This window comes from Streptomyces sp. NBC_00122, assembly GCF_045160845.1.
In the GTDB taxonomy this organism is placed as follows: domain Bacteria; phylum Actinomycetota; class Actinomycetes; order Streptomycetales; family Streptomycetaceae; genus Streptomyces.
Genome location: NZ_CP108191.1, coordinates 183,100 through 201,443, shown reverse-complemented (window position 1 = coordinate 201,443; position 18,344 = coordinate 183,100). Strand labels below are relative to the sequence as shown.

Below are 18,344 nucleotides of genomic sequence, written 5' to 3'. Positions count from 1 at the left end.
CGCGCCATCGAGACCGCAACGGACAGGGCTTCTTGCGGACCGGCCCCGTCCGCCCGGTCCCGGTACGCCCCGCACGTCCCCGCCCGTCCCGGCGGCCCCGTCTATTCGTCGGCGTTCGCCTCCAGGCAGGCCAGTTCCATGGCGTCCAGCACCGCCTCGTTGCTGCGCCCGCTCAGCTCGGCGACGTTCTCGATCTGCGCCGTCGCCCAGGCCGACAGCGTCATCGCCAGTACCCGGAGCCCGTCGGTGCCGTAGTCGGCGAGGATCGCGTCGGCCACGACCATCGCGTCCTCCGGCACCTGCTCGGGGGGTTCGAGGCCCGCGAGACCGCGCAGCATGGCGAGCGTGCGGCGGGAGATCTCCGGCGTCATCCTCGCCAGCCGCATGTCCTCTTCTTCGTCCATCCCCGCCCCATCCTCCAGTGCCGTGCCCGTCCCCCCAGGGCACCGTAGAGGGGCGCGGCGCCGCGCGGGGCGGTTTTGCCAGGGTGACCCTGTGTGAACGGGTCGTGGCCGACAGGTTCCGGCTGGCTCACCGCCGCCGCCCGACCCTCCCCGCCCGCCTTCGCGTGGGCGCGGTGCGGTTTGGCATCCGATGTGTCAAGTGGGGTGAACGGAGTGCGGATTCACCCTAAGGTGCGCCCGTACGCATGGCTGGCGGACGGCTGTTCGGCTGTTTCCGGCCATGGCTCACCCGGCCGCGCCCGATACGGCCACACGGCACTCGAACTGGGGGGTTCATGCGTAGATCCAGAGGGTTGGCGGCCGCTCTCGCCCTGTCCCTGGCCACAACCGGCGCAGGGATGGGCCTCGGCCTCGTCCAGCAGGCGGCGGCGATCACCCCGCCCGTCGCGTTCACCGCCGACGCGCTGTCGACCTGGCAGCCCAACGGCGTGGTCTGGGCCCTCGCCGAGGCGGGCGGCCAGGTCTTCGTCGGCGGCACCTTCTCCGCCGTACGCCCGCCCGCGGGCGGCGCCGGCAGCGAGCAGCCGGTGGCGAACTTCGTGGCGCTCGACGCCGCGACCGGCGCCCCGACCTCCTGCGAGCTGTCCTTCACGGTCGGCGGCGGCACCGCCACCGTCCGAGCGCTCACCCTCTCGCCCGACAAGAAGACCCTGTACGCGGGCGGCTACTTCGGTGCCGTCAACGGCACCCCCGTCTCCAGTCTCGCGGCCATCGACGTGGCGAGCTGCACGGTGAAGCCCGCGTTCCGGCCCGCCTTCGCGGCCACCGTACGGGCCCTCGCCGTCACCGACGACACCGTCTACGCGGGCGGCGACTTCCTCAGCGTCGCCGGCCAGCAGCGCGAGCGCTTCGCAGCGGTCGACGCGGCCGACGGGACGCTCAGGCCCTTCACCGCCAACGCGGACGAGCCCGGCCGCGCCGTGGAGGTCACCCCGGACGGCAACAGTGTGGTGCTCGGCGGCGACTTCTTCACCGTCAACGGTACGAACACGCACGCGCTGGCCGTCGTGAACGCGACGAGCGGCGCGCTCACCAGGTCCTATCCCGGCTTCATCGAGACCAACTCGGTCGTCAAGGACATCGCGACCGACGCGAACGGCTTCTACACCGCCAACGAGGGCACGGGCGGCGGTGTCTTCGACGGCCGGATCGCGCTGGGCCTCGGCGACTTCAACCAGCGCTGGCGCGACACGTGCCTGGGCGCCACGCAGGCCGTACTGCCGTACCAGAACGTGCTCTACAGCGCCTCGCACGCGCACGACTGCTCCAGCGTCGGCGAGTTCCCCGACGGCCAGCGCCACCACCTGCTCGCCCAGCCCACCAGCGGCACCGGCAAGCTGGGCTGGGCCCCCGACACCAACGACGGCATCGGCGAGGGCATCGGCCCGCGCGTGATGACGGTCGGCTCCAAGGGCGGCGTCCAGTACCTGTGGGTCGGCGGCGAGTTCACCACCGTCAACGGCGCGGCGCAGCAGAGCCTGACGCGCTTCGCCTCCACCGGGGACACCGGCGCGCCCACCGTGCCCGTCGCGAGCGCGGTCAGCTTCAAGCCCGGCCAGGCGCAGGTGCGCTGGCGCACCAGCCTCGACCTCGACGACAGCGCGCTCACCTACAAGATCTACCGCAACGGGGCGGCCACGCCGATCGCCACGGTCACCGCGGACTCGCTGTTCTTCCGGCGCCCGCAGGCCTCCTGGACCGACACCACCGTCACGCCCGGCCAGTCGTACACCTACCGCGTGACGGCGACCGACGCGGCGGGCAACGCCAGCGCCCTGTCGGGCACCGCGAGCGTGACGGTCCCGACCTCGGTGGACGGCTACCCGAACCAGGTCCGCGCCGACGGGGCCCAGCAGTACTGGCGCTACGACGAGTCCGCCCTGCCCTTCGTCGCCGACTCCTCGGACGGCGGCAACCAGAGCGGTGTGCACCTGAACGCCCCCGCCCTGCGCCAGACGCCCGGCGCGGTCTCCGGCGCGAGCACGGCGATCGGCTTCAACGGCACGGACACCCAGGTGTACGGGGACAAGCGCCAGACGGTGGGCAGCACCTACACCATCGAGACCTGGTTCAAGACGAACACCACCCGCGGCGGCAAGCTCTTCGGCTTCGGGAACAACCAGTCCCGCGGCAGCAATCAGTACGACAAGCACATCTACATGACCAATGACGGCCGGCTGGTCTACGGCGTCTACACCGGCGCGACCCGCACCGTCACCACCAGCGCCGCGTACAACGACGACAAGTGGCACCACGTCGTCGCCACCCAGGGCCCCGGCGGGATGACCCTCTACGTGGACGGCGCGCAGAAGGGCACCCTGAACGTCACCACGCACGAGAACTTCTCGGGCTACTGGCATGCCGGCGGCGACAGCCTCGGCGGCTGGCCGGACCGCCCGACCAGCGAGTACTGGGCGGGCCGGCTCGACGAGACCGCCGTCTACCCGACCGTCCTGAGCGCGGCGCAGGTGCAGAACCACTACGCCCTCGCCACCGCCCCGGCCGACTCGGTGGTGCAGGTGGCCGCCGCGGAGGACACCTACGCCAACGCGGGCGCGCCCGACACCAACTACGGCACGTCGAGCTCGCTCGCCGTGCGCGGCACCTCGTTCTACGCGAGCTACCTCCGTTTCGACCTGCCCGCCGCGCCCGCGGGCACGGTGCTGAAGTCGGCCACCCTCAGCGTGAAGACGAGCACGATGAGCGGCGCCGGTACGACGGACACCGTCTCGGTCGTCCCGGTCGCCGGGCCGTGGACCGAGGGCGGGACGACGTACAACAACCGCCCCGGCCTGGGCGGTCCGGCACTCGGCGCGTTCGCGGGGGTCCCGGACGGCTCCGCGGTGAACACCACGGCGCTGAACACCCAGGCCGTCGCCGCGGCCCTCGGCACCGGATACGGCCTGGCCCTGAGCAGCGCCGGTGCGGACGCGCTGTGGCTGTGGTCCTCGGAGGCGCAGGCCAACGAGGGCACACCGCAGCTGACGCTGACCTTCGGCGCGCCGTGAGGTACGCCGTGAGGTAGGGCAGCGCCGTCGGCGGGGACGGGCCGTTTCCGGTCCGCCCCACCGACGGCCCGGGCCTCAGGCGATGCCGTACGTGAAGGTGTACTCCACGGACGTGTCGCCGTACCGGAAGGTGAACCCTCCGGAGCCCGTCAGTCCGGCGAGATCGCCGGTGCCGGAACCCGGTACGACCTCGAAGCGGCAGACGGTGCCGGCCGCGTCGAAGCTGCCGCGCTCCTCCAGGACGAAGGTGCCCTTGCGGCCGTCGACGCTGCCGGAGAGCAGTTCCATGCCGGCGTACGTGCCGACCTTCTCCCCGGTGTACGCGATCGTGTAGGCGCAGGTGGTGCGGGCCGCCTCGACCCCGCCGCTGAAGGAGTTGGTGACCTCGGCGTGGGCGAGGCGCGGGGTGGCCTCCGCGGGGCCGACGGGACTCTCCTGCCAGTCGGCGAAGGTGAAACGGCCGCCGGTCTCTACGGGCGTGGGCATGGTGATCCTCTCGGCGGGGCCCGGGCGGTTCTTGCCCGCCCGGGTCGTTCATCGGTCTGTGCCCCCAGGCTGGCAGCCGTACCTGACACCTCCTGTCAGGTACGGCGACAATGACTGCCATGCGCGCCGACCGCCTCCTCTCCCTGCTCCTGCTGCTCCAGAACCGCGGCCGGATGACCGCGCCCGAGCTCGCCGCCGAGCTGGAGGTGTCCGTCCGTACCGTCTACCGAGATGCCGAGGCCCTCGGCGCCTCCGGAGTCCCCGTCCTCGCGGACCGGGGCCCAGCCGGCGGGTTCCGGCTGGCGGACGGCTACCGGACCCGCCTCACCGGCCTCACCGACGCCCAGGCCGGCTCCCTCTTCCTCGCCGGAGTACCCGGCCCCGCGCGGGAACTCGGCCTCGGCGCCGAGCTGGCTGCCGCCCAGCTGAAGCTCCAGGCCGCGCTCCCCGCCGCGCTCGCCGGCCGGGCGAGGATGATCCAGGACCGGTTCCACCTCGACGCGCCCGCCTGGTTCCGCGACGCCGACCCCGTCCCGCACCTCGCGGGGATCGCCGAGGCCGTCTGGGACCAGCGGGTCCTGCACACCCACTACCGCCGCTGGGGCGGCGAGGTGCACCGGGAACTGCATCCGCTCGGCCTCGTCCTCAAGGGCGGCATCTGGTACCTCGTGGCCCGGGCCGGGCATTCCGGGAACGCGGTGAGCTCAGAGGCCCCCGCGGCCCCCGCGGCCGCCGTCCGGACGTACCGGGTCTCGCGGTTCCTGGCGGTGGACGCCTCGCCCGACGCCTTCGAGCGGCCCGCCGACTTCGAACTAGCCGCGTACTGGGAGGAGTCCACCCGCCGCCTGGACGCCGTGCTCCACCAGCAGACCGCCGAGCTGCGCCTCTCGCCCCGCGGGCAGCGGCTGCTGCCGATGCAGTTCGGCGCGGCGGGCGTACGGGCGCTCGCCGACGCCGGTCCGGCCGACGAGGAGGGCTGGGTACGGATCCGGCTCCCGGTGGAGTCCGAGGCCGTCGCGGTCGGCGACCTGCTCCGGCTGGGTACGGAGGCCGAGGTCCTCGGCCCGCCCGAGCTGCGCTCGGCCGTCGCCGGCACGGTCGCGGCGCTCGCCGCCCGCTACGGCTGACACCGGCCGGCTCACCCCGAGCCGGGGCCGCCGCGGCCGGCGGACTGCCAGCGGATCTCGCCGTCCTGGCGGTGCGGGGTCGCGCGCAGGCCGCAGGCCGCGGCGACCGCCGCCGATGCCGCGTGGTCCGGGTGCACGTGCGCGACGAGAGTGCCGATCGGGAGCTCCGTCAGCCAGGCGGCGAGCGCCCGGGCGGCCTCCGCGGCGAAACCCCGGCCCTGCCATGCGGTGCCGACGGTCCACGCCAGCTCGGCCCGGTCACGGCCGGGGGTGATCGTGGCCTGGACGGTGCCGACCAGCCTTCCCTGCTCGCGCAGCCGCAGTACCCAGTTGGCCCACACGACCTCGGGGTCGGGGGAGCCGGTGGCCAGCCGCTCGTAGCGGGCGCGGAGCCCGTCGGGCGACAGCGGTGCGCCGCCGATGAAGGCGTGCAGGGCGGGGTCGGCCAGTACGAGGGCCATCTCGTCGGCGTGCGCGGGGCTCAGCGGGAGCAGGTCGAGGCGGCGGGTGGCGAGCGCGACGGGCCGGGTCGCGGGACGGCGGACCTTGGCGGCCGCGCCCGGGCGGGGGACGCCGTCCACGGCCAGGCAGATGCCGAACACCCGGTCATGGCCGGTCCAGCCGTTGACGTGGCCCTGGTTGTTGCTGATCTGCACGCGCCGGCGGGGCGCGTCCACCGCCGACACCAGGTGCAGGTACACCGCGCCGCTGACGCGGGCCAGGACGATGTCGCCGACCTCGACCAGCGCCGGGTCGGCCGGCGCGACCCGCACGCGATCCCGGCTGTGGATCAGGGGCGCGATGGATCCGCCGGTCGGCCGGAAGTCCACGGTCTCGCCGCGGCCGATACGGTCCGCCAGCGCTTCGAGCATGCTCATCGCGCGAGTCTCGCCGTACGGGACGGCGACGGCCACCGGATTTCGTCAGCGCGGGGGCTCCACCTCCAGGAAGCGGCGCCCGCGGGCGCCCCGGTACAGCAGGCACACCCACCCCAGCCGTTCCAGCACGGCCGCACAGGCCTTCAGCCGTTCCTGTTCCTCCCCGGCCGCGCCGCCGCCCGGGGGGCCGGGCCAGGTCACCTCCGCCCGCCCGGGCTCAGCTCCGGCGGCCACGCGGTAGCCCGTCCGCGTACGCCGCCCCCGCGCGTCCAGCGCCGACGGTGCGATCCCCGCCGCCTCCAGTACGAGGGCCACCGCGTGCGGCAGCCGGCGGACCTCCCACGGGGCGGGAACCGCCGTGCCCGCCGGGCCGTTGACCAGCCGACGGATCTGGAGCAGCCCCTCGTACGCCGTGCGTACCTCCGCCGCCCGCCGGGCAGCCGGCGCTCCGGCTTCGTCCGGCGTGTCAGGGCCGTCGCCGGTCGCGGCCTCGAAACCCTGCCCGGATGCCTCCATCACCTACCACCCCGCCCGCCCGTCTGAGTACATGGAGCCCAACAGCCTGAGTATCCGCACCGATTCCCCGCCGCGCCGCCGCTGGTCGAATGAGGCCATGACCTCCGAGGCCCCGCGCAGCGCCACGCTCCGCCCGCGCATGCAGCACGTGACCACCGCCGGCACCGCCCTGGCCGTGGCCCTGGTCCCGCTCGTCGTCGGCGTCCTGTTCGCCAAGGCGATGGCCGCCGACCCGATGACCCCGGTCAACGCCCTGATCGCGAGCGGCGGCCAGCGGGCCGCCCTGCCCCGGGGGGAGTGGAAGCGCCGGGGCCGCACCACCGTGCACCGGCTGCGCACCGCCCGCCGGGACACGGCCAGGCGCTGCGCCCACGTCTGCGGCCGCCGCGCCTGAGGCGTCAGGAGGCCGGGGCGAGGGGCTCCTGGAGTTCGGTGACCCACTGGTCCGGGTCCTCGGGGCAGGCGAGCGTCAACTCGCGCGCGTACCCCGCCGAGCGGTGGCCGTGCGCGTCGATCCAGCGCGCCAGGGCCTGGGCCGTCGGCAGCACCCCGTCCATCGAGCCCCGGTGCACCACGGTCGCCGCCCGCTCGACGGCCGGCAGCGTGACGATCCGTACCCCGCCCCCGAGATCCTCGGCGCGGACCGCCGCCGCCACCGGCAGCCCCGCGTGGACCAGGACCGCGGTACCGGGCTCCACGCCGGGCGCGTCCTCGTAGTAGGCGAGGCCGGGACCGGCCGGAACCACCCCGGCCTCCTCGACGCGGCGGCACAGCTCCTCGTACAGCGGGCCGATGACCGGAGTGATGTCCTGCGGCTCGTAGCTCCCCGCGATCCCGGCCAGCTCGGCGAGCCGGACGGACGGGAGACTCTTCACGACGATGTCGTCGGCAGGCATGGAACCCTCGCTCTCGATGGTCCGGAGCCTCGCCTCGACCTGGACCAGCCGGGCCGCCGCGGCGGCCATGGCGGTCTCCAGTTCCGCCTGGCGCAGCCGCAGCATGCCGCGCATCTCCTCCGTACCCACCCGCTCGTCGAGGATCGTCCCCACCTGGTCGAGGCTGAAGCCGAGTTCCTTGAGCGCGATGACACGGTTGAGGCGGGCGAGCTGCCCGGCCTCGTAGGAGCGGTAGCCGGTGAAGGGGTCGACACGGGCCGGGCGCAGCAGTCCGAGGGCGTCGTAGTGACGCAGCATGCGGACCGACACGCGGCCGTGCTTGGCGAAGTCTCCGATGGTGAACATGACGCCTTCCAGTGCAGGCCCTGACACAGGGGGAGGGTCAAGCCTCGCACTGTGGTGGTCAGTGACCGTACTGGCGCAGGCACAGGTCGACGATGGACGGCGGTACGGCGCCCTCCGCGGCCGCGCACAGCTCGTCCACGTGCGGCGGCGGGACCGGCGCCCGCCGCGGATGGGGAACCGTGGGCTTGGCGGCGTGCTGCCGTCCGGCGGACGGCCGGGAGGCCTTGGCCCGGGGCCGCGCGGCCGGGGGGGCCGGGTCCGGGGCCGGATCGGGAGCCGGGACGGGACGTGGGCCGGTGCCGCCCGCCGCGGCCGCTGGCAGCTCCCCGAGGGGCAGCGGCACGGGCGGCAACGCGTCCGGCGCGTCGGCGGGCGGTACGGAACCACGCGGGGGAACCGGAACCGACTGCTGCGGGCCGACGGAGACACAGCCGGCGCTCGCGAGGAGCGCGAGGAGGGAGAGGGGCACGGCCCGGCGTAACTGCATCGCACCACCTTGCCGTACACCCCGCCCGGCCGGGGCCCCGCCTCACGCGTCCGGGTGACGGCGGCCGCGGAGCCGAATCGATCCTTCGGCGGCGTCCCCGCCGCCTCCGTGCTCGGCGTCCCCGCGGGGACCCTGCTGGGCGAACTCGGCGGCTGGCGCACCGCCTTCGCGGCGGTCGGCGCCCTCGGCCTCCTCACCCTGGTCGCCCTGCTCCTGCTGCTGCCCCCGCTGCCGCCGAGCCGCCCCATCACCTTCCCCGAACTCCCCGCCCTGCTCCGCGAGAACCCGGGGGTCCGAGCGGGAGTCGTCGTCACCTTCCTCGTGGTGACCGGACAGTTCGCCGGCTACACCTTCGTACGGATCCTGCAGGACGTCTCCGGCATCGACGCCCGGTACGTCAGCACCCTCCTGCTCGGATACGGCGTCGCGGGCGTCGCGGGCAACTTCCTGGCCGGGGCGCGCGACGCGTACCGCACGCTGCTCACGGTCAGCACCTGCCTCACCGTGATCCTCGCGTCGATCGCCGTCCTCCCGGGAGCGGTCGCCGGGACCACCCTGCTGCTCGCCTGGGGGCTGGTGTACGGAGGGGTCCCGGTGAGCCTGCAGAACTGGATGATCAAGGCGGCTCCGGCCGCGGCCGAGACGGCCTCCTCGCTCATGGTCGCCATGTTCAACCTGGCCATAGCCGCGGGCGCGCTGCTCGGCGGCCTCGCCGTCGACGGCATCGCGGCCCCGGCCGCACCGCGCGGCGGAGCCGCCCTGATGCTCCTGGCCGCGGGTACCGTCCGGGTCACGTCGGTAAGGCGCCGGGATAGCGGACCGAAGGGATAGTTCGGACATCAGGCTTGACCCGGGGTACGCACAGGGGACAGAGTGCGCCCGATCAAGAACCACCGCATGAGCTGCACTCGGAGACCCCAAGATGTCCATATCGGTCCGCTCCTCGCTCCACCCGGCCGCGACCGGTGGTTCTCCCGCGCTCGTTGCACGCGGTGCCGCACGGCGTGCCAGAGCCTGACCGGCAACCGTGTCCCACCACCCCGACGAGAGCGGACCCGTCCCCGGCGACAGCCTGTTCACGAGCCCGTACGCGGTGCCCCCGGAAGGTCCCTCCGGGCCGACGGCTTCCGTCTGGCCGCAGACCGGCCCCGCACCGCTGTCCTTCCACGATTTCGAACCGCGGGCGGAGGCGGCGCCCGCCGCCCGCGACGCCGCCTCCGCCGCGCCCCGCTCGCGCCGCGCGGCCGGGCGTGACCGCGACGGTGGCCGCCGCAGCCGGCTCCCGGCGGCGGCCCTCACCCTGATCGCGCTCGGCCTGGCCGGCGGTCTGGTGTACCTGCTGACCGGCCCCGACGAGCCGGAGCCCCGCGCGCGGGCAGAGGCGCCGCTCCGGCTGTCCCTGCCGGCGCTCCCGGCGCGCAGCCCGGACGGCAGCCCGTCGCCGGAGGCGACCGTACGGTCCGTGAAGCCCTCGGCGTCGGCCACGGCCTCGGCCTCGGCCTCCCAGGCGTCGCCGAAGCCGGGGCCGTCGGCGAGCGCCTCGGCCGGGCAGGCCTCGTACGGCACGCTGCGCATGGGGGACAGCGGTTCGGGGGTGCGCGCCCTGCAGGAGCGGCTGTTCGGGCAGGGGTTCACGTACGTCTCCACGACCGGTGTCTACGACAGCCAGACCCGGCGCGGTGTCGCCCAGCTCCAGCGCGACCGGAACATCAAGGGCGACCAGCCCGGTGTCTACGGGCCCGCCACGCAGGCTTCGTTCCCCATCGGCGGCTGACCCTCCCGCGGTCGGAGGCCCTCGGCGGCGCGGCAGGCTAACACCCCGATAAGTGCTGGACCAGCGGAAATGGCGGGAGGGAAAGTGGGCGTCGGCCGCAGTCGCGTCCATCACCACCGCCACGTCCGAGGAGTCCGCCCATGTCGACCTTGAGGGTCACCGTCGAGGAGCTGACCGTCCACGAGCACCCGAACGCCGACGCGTTGGAGCTGGCCCAGGTGGGCCTGTACCGGGCCGTCGTCGCCAAGGGCGCCTACCGCACGGGTGAGTTCGCCCTGTACATACCGGAGCAGGCCGTCCTGCCGCCCGGCCTGATCGAGGAGCTCGGCCTGACCGGGAGGCTGGCCGGAAGCTCCGCCGACCGGGTCAAGGCGGTCCGGCTGCGCGGCGAGCTCTCGCAGGGGCTGGTGTGCCGGCCGCGCGCGCTCGCCGACGTCGATCTGGTGCTGGCGGCCAAGGAGGGCACGGACTTCGCGGAGTCGCTGGGCATCACCAAATGGGCGCCGCCCGTGCCGACGACGATGAACGGCGACGTCGAGTCCGCCCCGGACCTGATGCCGTGGGTGGACATCGAGAACCTCCAGCGCTATCCGCACCTCTTCGAGCCCGGCGAGCCGGTCGTCCTCACGGAGAAACTGCACGGCACCGCCTGCCTGTTCACGTACGTCGTCGAGGGCGAGCGGGCCGTGGTCTCCTCCAAGGGCTACGGCTCGAAGGGGCTCGCGCTGAGCGAGGACGAGCGCAACGTCTACTGGCGGGCCGTGCGGGGGCACGGCGTGCCGGCCGTCGCGGCCGGGCTGGCCGCCCGGCTCGGCGCGAGCCGGGTCGGGATCTTCGGGGAGGTGTACGGCGCGGGCGTCCAGGACCTCGGCTACGGGACGGACGTGCGCACCGCCGGGGCCCCGCCCGGATACGCCGTCTTCGACGTGTCCGCGGAGATCGACGGGCAGGTGCGGTGGCTGGACCCGGCTGCCGTGCTGCCGGAGGGCGAGCTGCCGCTGGTGCCGCGGCTGTACGAGGGGCCGTACGACCTCGACACGGTGCTGGAGCTGGCGAGCGGCCGCGAGACCGTGTCCGGGCGGGAGGTGCACCTGCGCGAGGGGGTCGTGATCCGGCCGGTGGTGGAGCGGTACAGCCCGGTGGTGGGCGGCCGCGCCATCGGCAAGGCGGTGAGCCCGGCGTACCTGACCCGGAAGGGCGGTACGGAGTACGAGTGACCGCCGGGGCCGGTCCGGCCGGCCCCGGCCCCGTCCCTCACGGCTTTCGGACCTCCAGGGCCGTGCGCCAGCCCGGCGGTTCGGTGTGGGGGGCCGGGGCCGCGCGGCGGCCGCCCGTCGCGAAGAACGCCGAGAGGGGGAGGGTGGCCGCGCCGACCGTGACGGCGTCCGGGCCCAGGGAACCCAGGCCCACGGTGACCCGGCCCGCCGGATGGCGCAGCGAGTACCGCGTCGCGTGCTCCCGTACCGCCGGGAGGATGCGGGGGCCCAGCATGAGGCCCGCCCAGCCGCCGATCAGGATCCGCTCAGGACGGAACAGGTTGATCAGGTCCGACAGCCCCGCGCCCAGGTACTCCGCGGTCTCGTCCAGGACCTCCCGCGCCACCGGGTCCCCCGAACCGGCCGCCGCCAGCAGGGCCGACAGGGCTTCCTCCTCGTCCACGCAGTCCACCGGGCCGCCGCCGCGCTCGGCCCAGCGGGCCAGCAGGGATTCGGCTCCCGTGTACGCCTCCAGGCAGCCCAGCGCCCCGCACCGGCAGCGCCGGCCGCGTACGGAGACCGTCAGGTGGCCCCACTCCAGCGGGGTCCCCTGCGTCGTCCCGCCGTCCGGCGAGCCGTCGGTGATCAGGCTCGCGCCGACGCCCGAGCCGAAGAGCACGACCACCGCGTCCCGGGCCCCGCGCCCCGCGCCGAACCACATCTCCGCCTGGCCGAGGGTCCGCGCGCCGTTGTCGATGATGTACGGGACCTCCGGCGGCAGGGCTCCGGTGGCGCGCAGCAGCTCCTCCAGCGGGACCGCGTCCCAGCCGATGGTCTGGCCGTGCACCACGGCCCCGCCCGGCGCCTCGCGGTCCACGATGCCCGGTACGCCGACGCCCACGCCCAGCAGCCGCTCCGTACCGACGCCGGCCTCGGCGAGCACGGTGGCGATGCCCTGCTCGATGTGGTCGACGATCGGGCCGACGTCGTAGCAGCCGCGCGGCAGCAACGGGAGTTCGGTGCGGGCCAGTTCGGTCAGGGTCAGGTCGAACAGCTCGACGCGGACCCGGGTTTCGCCGACATCGACGCCGATCATGTGGGCACTGCCGGGCGCCACGCGCAGCAGGGTGCGGGGCCGGCCGCCGTCCGAGTCGACCACGCCGGCCTCTTCCAGCAGCCCGTCCGCGACGAGTTCGCCGACGACGTTGCTGACGGATCCGGAGCTCAGCCCGGTGGCGGGCCCCAGTTCCTGGCGGCTCATCGGCCCGCCGAAGTACAGCCGTTGGAGAACGGCGCTCCGGTTGCCCCGCCGCAGGTCCCGCACCGTTCGTCCGCTACGCCCCGTGGTCATCCGGCTCCTTCCGCAGTGGCATCGCTCGCAACATACCCTTGCGCGACCTCTTGACGCGACCCTTTCACGAGGCTTAACTCACGTCCTAAATTAAGGCCTGGACGGAGTGCCCGCGTCGGCCTTGCCGTTGCCCGCGACCTCGCCGAAAGGGGCCGAGCCGCCATGCGCAGAACCAGAGCCGCCGCAGCCGCCGTCACCGTCGCCCTCCTCGCCGCCGCCACCGCCTGCGGCGGCGGATCCGCGGACAGCGGGGGCGGATCCAACACCGCCCCCGGGGAGCTCACCTACTGGGCGTCGAACCAGGGCCCGGACATCGCGGCGGACCAGGCCGCGCTCGGTCCCGAGCTGAAGAAGTTCGAGCAGCGGACCGGCATCAAGGTGAAGCTCGAAGTCGTCCCGTGGTCCGACCTGCTCAATCGGATCCTCGCCGCCACCGCCTCCGGGCAGGGCCCGGACGTCCTCAACATCGGCAACACCTGGTCCTCCTCCCTCCAGGCGACCGGCGCCCTGCTGCCCTGGGACGCCGGGAACTTCGAGGCGATCGGCGGCAAGGACCGCTTCGTCGAGTCCGCGATCGGCTCGGCCGGAGCCGCCGGCAAGGACCCGGCCGCCGTCCCGCTCTACTCGATGTCGTACGCGCTCTACTACAACAAGAAGATGTTCCATGAGGCGGGCATCGAGAAGCCCCCGGCCACCTGGGACGAGATGGTCACCACCGGCCGGAAGCTGTCCAAGGACGGCAAGTGGGCGCTGGGGGCCGAGGGTTCGAACCTCTCCAACAACATCCACCAGGCCTTCGTGCTCTCCAGGCAGCACGGGGCCGAGTTCTTCGACGCCGCCGGCAAGCCCTCCTTCGACACCCCCGCCAACGTCGAGGCCGTCAAGCAGTACGTCGACCTGATGGCCAAGGACAAGATCATCGCGCCCGGCAACGCCGAGTACGACAAGAACCAGTCGCTCCAGGACTTCGCCGGCGGCAAGACCGCCATGGTCCTGTGGCAGAGCGCGGCCAGCAGCTTCACGGCACACGGCATGAAGGAGGGCGACTGGGGTGTGGCCCCCGTCCCCGTCCCCGCGGGCGGCACCCCCGGTACCGGCAGGAACACCAACTCCATGGTCGCGGGCATCAACCTGGCCGTCTTCAAGAACACCGACAACATCGACGGCGCGCTGAAATTCGTGAAGTTCATGACCGGCGACGAGGAGCAGAAGATCCTCAACAAGACCTACGGCTCCATCCCGCCGGTCAAGGCCGCCCAGAGCGACCCGGCCTTCGCCGCCGAGGACCTCACCGTGCTCCGCGACACCCTCGCCACCAGCGCCGCCCCGCTCCCGCAGGTCCCCGAGGAGTCGCAGTTCGAGACCACCGTCGGCACCGCGATCAAGGAGCTCTTCGCCGACGCCGCGGCCGGCCGCCCGGTGACCACCGAATCGGTCAAGGCGAAGCTCACCAAGGCCCAGCAGCAGATGCCGAACTGAGCCCCGCCAGATGACCTCCGCGCCCACCGCGATGCCATCAGACACCGGGCCCGACGCCGGAGCCGACGCCCAGGCTGGGGCCGGCGCCGCCCCGCGGCCGCCCCGCGCCGCCGTCCGGGTACGCCGTACGGGACGAATGCGCCCCACCGGCCGTCTGCGCCGTACCGCCCTGCCCTACCTCCTGCTCCTGCCCGCCCTCCTCCTCGAACTGTTCATCCACCTCGTCCCGATGGTGATGGGCATCCTGATGAGCTTCCGGGAGCTCACGCAGTTCTTCATCCGGGACTGGTCCCGCGCCCCTTGGACAGGTCTGCGCAACTACGAACTCGCCGTCGACGTCAACCGCCCCGTCGGTGAGGCCCTCCTCGGCTCCTTCCTCACCACCTGCCTGTTCACCCTGCTCTCCGTTGGCCTGTGCTGGCTGCTCGGAACCGCCGCCGCCGTGTTCACGCAGGAGAGCTTCCGCGGCCGCGGCTTCCTGCGGGCGCTCTTCCTCGTCCCGTACGCCCTGCCCGTCTACGCGGCCGTCATCACCTGGGTGTTCATGTTCCAGCGGGACAACGGCCTGGTGAACCACGTCCTCCACGACCAGCTCGGCCTCGGCGGCGCCGAGCACACCTTCTGGCTCATCGGCGACAACAGCTTCTGGGCCCTGCTGACCGTCTCGGTGTGGAAGGGCTGGCCGTTCGCCTTCCTCGTCGTGACGGCAGCCCTCCAGAACATCCCGGGCGACCTCTACGAAGCCGCGGCCCTGGACGGCGCCGGCGTCTGGCAGCAGATCCGCCGGATCACCCTGCCCTCGCTCGGCGCGGTCAACCAGGTACTGGTCCTGGTGCTGTTCCTGTGGACCTTCAACGACTTCAACACGCCGTTCGTCCTGTTCGGCAAGGCGGCGCCCGAGGCCGCCGACCTGATCTCCGTCCACATCTACCAGTCGTCCTTCGTCACCTGGAACTTCGGCACCGGCTCGGCCATGTCCGTCCTCCTGCTGCTCTTCCTCCTCCTGGTCACCGCCGGGTACCTGCTCGTCACCACACGCGGACGGAGGCACGACGATGCCTGCTAGGCCCTGCGGCCCGCTCGACCCGCCCCTGTCCTTCAGGGCCGTCCGGGCCGTCTTCCTGACCCTGCTCGCCGGCTTCGTGCTGCTGCCCGTCTACGTGATGGTCACCAGCTCGCTGAAGCCGCTTGCGGACGTGGCGGGCCGGTTCCGCTGGATCCCCGGCGGGCTCACCATCCGCCCCTACATCGACATCTGGCACACCGTCCCGCTCGCCACGTACTTCCTGAACTCCCTGATCGTCGCCGGGGCCGCCACCGTCTGTTCCGTGGTCATCGCCGTCTTCGCGGCGTACGCCGTCAGCCGCTACCGGTTCCGCGGCAAGCGCCTGTTCACCGTCACCGTGCTGTCCACCCAGATGTTCCCGGGGATCCTCTTCCTCCTCCCGCTGTTCCTGATCTTCGTGAACATCGGCAACAGCACCGGGGTGGCGCTCTACGGCTCCCGAGGCGGGCTCATCCTCGCCTACCTCACCTTCTCGCTGCCCTTCTCCATCTGGATGCTCATCGGGTACTTCGACTCGGTGCCCCGCGACCTCGACGAGGCGGCCACGGTCGACGGCTGCGGCCCGATCGGCGCGCTGCTGCGGGTCGTGCTCCCGGCCGCCGTGCCCGGGATCGTCGCCGTCGCCGTGTACGCCTTCATGACCGCGTGGGGCGAAGTGCTCTTCGCGTCCGTCATGACGAACGACACCACCCGCACCCTCTCCATCGGACTGCAGGGCTACTCCACGCAGAACGACGTGTACTGGAACCAGATCATGGCCGCCTCGCTCGTCGTCAGCATCCCCGTCGTCGCCGGATTCCTGCTGCTGCAGAAGTACCTGGTGGCCGGACTCACGGCAGGAGCCGTCAAATGACTTCTTTCGAACGCCTCCCCGTCGCCGACCGCGCCCTCGACCTCGCCGCCCTGCCCCGCGACTTCGCCTGGGGCACCGCGACCTCCGCCTACCAGATCGAGGGCGCGGTCGACGAGGACGGCCGGTCCCCCTCCATCTGGGACACCTTCACCCGCGTCCCCGGCGCCATCGACGGAGGCCACACCGGCGACACGGCCTGCGACCACTACCACCGCTGGCGCGGCGACATCGGCCTCATGCGGCAGCTCGGCACCAACGCCTACCGGCTCTCCGTCGCCTGGCCGCGCGTCGTGCCCGGCGGAGACGGCCCCGCCAACTCCAAGGGCCTCGACTTCTACGACCGGCTGATCGACGCACTGCTCGCCGCGGGCATCGAACCCAACGTGACCCTCTACCACTGGGACCTGCCCCAGGCCCTCCAGGACCGCGGGGGCTGGCCCGAGCGCGCCACCGCCGAGCACTTCGCCGCGTACGCCGGTCTCGTGGCCGGACGGCTCGGCGACCGCGTCACCCACTGGGCCACGCTGAACGAGCCGCTGTGCTCGGCGTGGATCGGCCACCTGGAGGGCAGGATGGCCCCCGGCCTGACCGACCTCACCGCGGCCGTCCGCGCCTCCTACCACCTGCTGCTCGGCCACGGCCTCGCCACCCAAGCCGTCCGCGCGGCCGCCCCCGGAGCGCGGATCGGCATCGTCAACAACCTCTCCACCGTCGAACCGGCCACCGGCAGCGAGGCCGACCACGCCGCCGCCCGGCGCATGGACGGCCACGTCAACCGCTGGTGGCTCGACCCCGTCCACGGCCGCGGCTTCCCCGCGGACATGCGCGAGGTCTACGGCGTGGACCTCCCCGAACGTCCCGGCGACCTCGCCGCCATCGCCGCCCCCCTCGACTGGACCGGCCTCAACTACTACTTCCCGCAGGTCGTCACCGACGATCCGGCCGGCCCCGCGCCCTTCGCCCGCCAGATCGAGCGGCCCGGCGTCCCGCGCACCGCCATGGACTGGGAGGTCGACGCCGACGGCCTGGAGTCGCTGATCATGCGCCTGCACGAGGAGTACGGAGCCCAGCGCGTACACATCACGGAGAACGGCTCCTCGTACCCCGACACCGTGGCTCCCGACGGCCGCGTCCACGACCCCGAACGCACCGCCTACCTCACCGCCCACCTGGCCGCCTGCGCCCGCGCGGCCCGCCGCGGCGCACCGGTGGCCGGCTACTACGCCTGGTCGCTGCTGGACAACTTCGAATGGGCCTACGGCTACGACAAGCGCTTCGGCCTGGTCCACGTCGACTACGCCACCCAGCGTCGCACGGTGAAGTCCAGCGGCCGCCGTTACGCCGAGATCATCGCCTCGCACCGCGCCCGCTGACGCTTCGCCGCACCGTGCCCGCCCTGCTTCTCGGGGCGGGCGCCGCGCGCGTGGTGGGATGGGCCCGGGGCGGGTCCAGCAGCTCACGGAGAGGTCAGGTGGATGGCGCAGGACAACACCATGCGGGCGATTGCCTACGAGACGTACGGCGGTACGGAGGTGCTCACCGAGACACGGCTGCCCCTGCCGAAGGTCGGTCCGGGCGAGGTCCTCGTCCGGGTGAAGTGCGTCGGCGTCAACCCCGTCGACTGGAAGGTCATGGCGGGTGGGCTCGACGGCCTGATGGACGTCGTGTATCCGGTGGTTCCCTGCTGGGACGTTTCCGGCACCGTCGAGCGGGTCGGACCGGACACCCCCGAGTTCACCGAGGGCGACGAGGTCATGGCCAACGCCCGCAAGGACTACGTGCACGGCGGGACCTGTGCCGAGTTCGTCACCGTGCCCGCACGGTCCCTCGCGCACAAGCCCGCCTCGCTCGGCTGGGCCGAGGCCGCCGGGCTCCCGCTCGCCGGCCAGACCGCCTACCAGGTGCTCACCCGGCTCGGCACCGGCAAGGGCGACACCGTCCTCATCCACGGCGCCGCCGGCGGCGTCGGCTCCCTCGGCGTCCAGATCGCCCGCGCGCTCGGGGCCCGGGTCATCGGCACCGCCTCCGCCCGCAACCACGACCGCGTCCGATCGCTCGGAGCCGAGCCCGTCGAGTACGGCGACGGACTCGCGGGCCGGGTCCTCGAACTGGCCCCCGAAGGAGTCACGGTCGTCGCCGACTTCGTCGGCGGGGTCCTCGCCGTCACCCGCGAAGTGCTGCACGCCGACGGCCGCCACGCCTCGATCGCCGACCCCACCGTCACCGGCTCGGGCGGCGAGTGGATGTGGGTCCGCCCGGTCGGCAGCGACCTGGAGGCACTGGGCCGCCTCGCGGACGGCGGACAGCTCACAGTGCCCGTCGCGCGGACCTTCCCGCTGTCCGAGCTGGCCGCGGCCTTCGAGCTGAGCCAGGGCGGCCACACCTCGGGCAAGATCGTCATCGAGATCTGAACGTGAA

General features: G+C 73.2%; 18 protein-coding genes. 11 read left to right on the top strand and 7 right to left on the bottom strand.

All coding sequences use genetic code 11. The features are described from left to right. Nucleotides 1–101 precede the first annotated feature (101 nt). Nucleotides 102–404 (bottom strand): hypothetical protein, encoded by a 303-nt coding sequence (locus tag OG737_RS00935; protein WP_328924194.1) that lies wholly within the window; start codon nt 402–404, stop codon nt 102–104. 335 nt (nt 405–739) lie between these two features. On the opposite strand from OG737_RS00935, the gene OG737_RS00930 reads away from it, so the two are divergent. Next, nucleotides 740–3,472, top strand: a complete 2,733-nt coding sequence (locus tag OG737_RS00930; RefSeq protein WP_405680420.1) for a DNRLRE domain-containing protein — start codon at nt 740–742, stop codon at nt 3,470–3,472. A 75-nt stretch (nt 3,473–3,547) separates the two neighbouring features. Here OG737_RS00930 and OG737_RS00925 read toward each other — a convergent pair whose 3' ends face one another. Continuing rightward, entirely contained in the window at nt 3,548–3,958 is a 411-nt protein-coding gene (locus OG737_RS00925; RefSeq protein WP_328924192.1) for a DUF3224 domain-containing protein, read from the bottom strand. Nucleotides 3,959–4,077: 119 nt separating this feature from the next. Between OG737_RS00925 and OG737_RS00920 the strand changes: the two genes are divergently transcribed. Then, nucleotides 4,078–5,085, top strand: coding sequence for a transcriptional regulator (locus OG737_RS00920; protein ID WP_328924191.1), 1,008 nt, complete (start codon nt 4,078–4,080; stop codon nt 5,083–5,085). A gap of 11 nt (nt 5,086–5,096) precedes the next feature. Here OG737_RS00920 and OG737_RS00915 read toward each other — a convergent pair whose 3' ends face one another. Then, on the bottom strand, nt 5,097–5,579 hold the full coding sequence (locus tag OG737_RS00915; RefSeq protein WP_405922391.1) for a GNAT family N-acetyltransferase: 483 nt from the start codon (nt 5,577–5,579) through the stop codon (nt 5,097–5,099). 429 nt (nt 5,580–6,008) lie between these two features. After that, complete coding sequence (locus tag OG737_RS00910) at nt 6,009–6,479, bottom strand: hypothetical protein (protein ID WP_328924190.1); 471 nt, start codon at nt 6,477–6,479, stop codon at nt 6,009–6,011. Nucleotides 6,480–6,576: 97 nt separating this feature from the next. Between OG737_RS00910 and OG737_RS00905 the strand changes: the two genes are divergently transcribed. After that, nucleotides 6,577–6,873: a hypothetical protein gene (locus tag OG737_RS00905; RefSeq protein WP_328924189.1), complete on the top strand. Its 297-nt coding sequence runs from the start codon at nt 6,577–6,579 to the stop codon at nt 6,871–6,873. Between the two features lie 4 nt (nt 6,874–6,877). On the opposite strand, the gene OG737_RS00900 is transcribed toward OG737_RS00905, so the two are convergent. Both OG737_RS00900 and OG737_RS00895 read right to left on the bottom strand, forming a co-directional pair. After that, entirely contained in the window at nt 6,878–7,720 is an 843-nt protein-coding gene (locus tag OG737_RS00900) for a MerR family transcriptional regulator (protein ID WP_405680423.1), read from the bottom strand. A 58-nt stretch (nt 7,721–7,778) separates the two neighbouring features. Further along, a complete protein-coding gene (locus OG737_RS00895; protein WP_405921080.1) occupies nt 7,779–8,207 on the bottom strand; it encodes a hypothetical protein in 429 nt (142 codons plus the stop codon). Between the two features lie 9 nt (nt 8,208–8,216). Here OG737_RS00895 and OG737_RS00890 point away from each other — a divergent pair, with 9 nt between their 5' ends. The 3 genes from OG737_RS00890 (at nt 8,217) to OG737_RS00880 (ending at nt 11,198) form a co-directional block, all read left to right on the top strand. Then, on the top strand, nt 8,217–9,038 hold the full coding sequence (locus tag OG737_RS00890) for an MFS transporter (RefSeq protein WP_405921079.1): 822 nt from the start codon (nt 8,217–8,219) through the stop codon (nt 9,036–9,038). Between the two features lie 196 nt (nt 9,039–9,234). Further along, a complete protein-coding gene (locus tag OG737_RS00885; RefSeq protein ID WP_328924185.1) occupies nt 9,235–9,981 on the top strand; it encodes a peptidoglycan-binding domain-containing protein in 747 nt (248 codons plus the stop codon). Between the two features lie 140 nt (nt 9,982–10,121). Continuing rightward, complete coding sequence (locus tag OG737_RS00880) at nt 10,122–11,198, top strand: RNA ligase (ATP) (RefSeq protein WP_328924184.1); 1,077 nt, start codon at nt 10,122–10,124, stop codon at nt 11,196–11,198. A gap of 37 nt (nt 11,199–11,235) precedes the next feature. Here the strand turns inward: OG737_RS00880 and OG737_RS00875 are convergent, their stop codons facing one another. Beyond that, the gene (locus OG737_RS00875) at nt 11,236–12,528 is read right to left on the bottom strand and encodes an ROK family transcriptional regulator (protein ID WP_328924183.1); all 1,293 of its coding nucleotides are present in this window, start codon (nt 12,526–12,528) and stop codon (nt 11,236–11,238) included. 162 nt (nt 12,529–12,690) lie between these two features. Here OG737_RS00875 and OG737_RS00870 point away from each other — a divergent pair, with 162 nt between their 5' ends. The 5 genes from OG737_RS00870 to OG737_RS00850 all read left to right on the top strand — a co-directional run bounded on the left by OG737_RS00870 (nt 12,691) and on the right by OG737_RS00850 (nt 18,337). Then, nucleotides 12,691–14,007, top strand: coding sequence for a sugar ABC transporter substrate-binding protein (locus OG737_RS00870; RefSeq protein ID WP_328924182.1), 1,317 nt, complete (start codon nt 12,691–12,693; stop codon nt 14,005–14,007). Between the two features lie 10 nt (nt 14,008–14,017). Beyond that, nucleotides 14,018–15,073, top strand: a complete 1,056-nt coding sequence (locus OG737_RS00865) for a carbohydrate ABC transporter permease (RefSeq protein WP_405680426.1) — start codon at nt 14,018–14,020, stop codon at nt 15,071–15,073. Beyond that, a complete protein-coding gene (locus OG737_RS00860; protein ID WP_405921078.1) occupies nt 15,063–15,926 on the top strand; it encodes a carbohydrate ABC transporter permease in 864 nt (287 codons plus the stop codon). Before OG737_RS00865 ends, OG737_RS00860 begins: the two co-directional genes overlap by 11 nt. Next, entirely contained in the window at nt 15,923–17,299 is a 1,377-nt protein-coding gene (locus OG737_RS00855) for a GH1 family beta-glucosidase (RefSeq protein ID WP_328924180.1), read from the top strand. The genes OG737_RS00860 and OG737_RS00855 overlap by 4 nt, the downstream gene beginning before the upstream one ends. Before the next feature lie 120 nt (nt 17,300–17,419). Further along, a complete protein-coding gene (locus OG737_RS00850) occupies nt 17,420–18,337 on the top strand; it encodes an NADP-dependent oxidoreductase (RefSeq protein ID WP_328930169.1) in 918 nt (305 codons plus the stop codon). Nucleotides 18,338–18,344 lie beyond the last annotated feature (7 nt).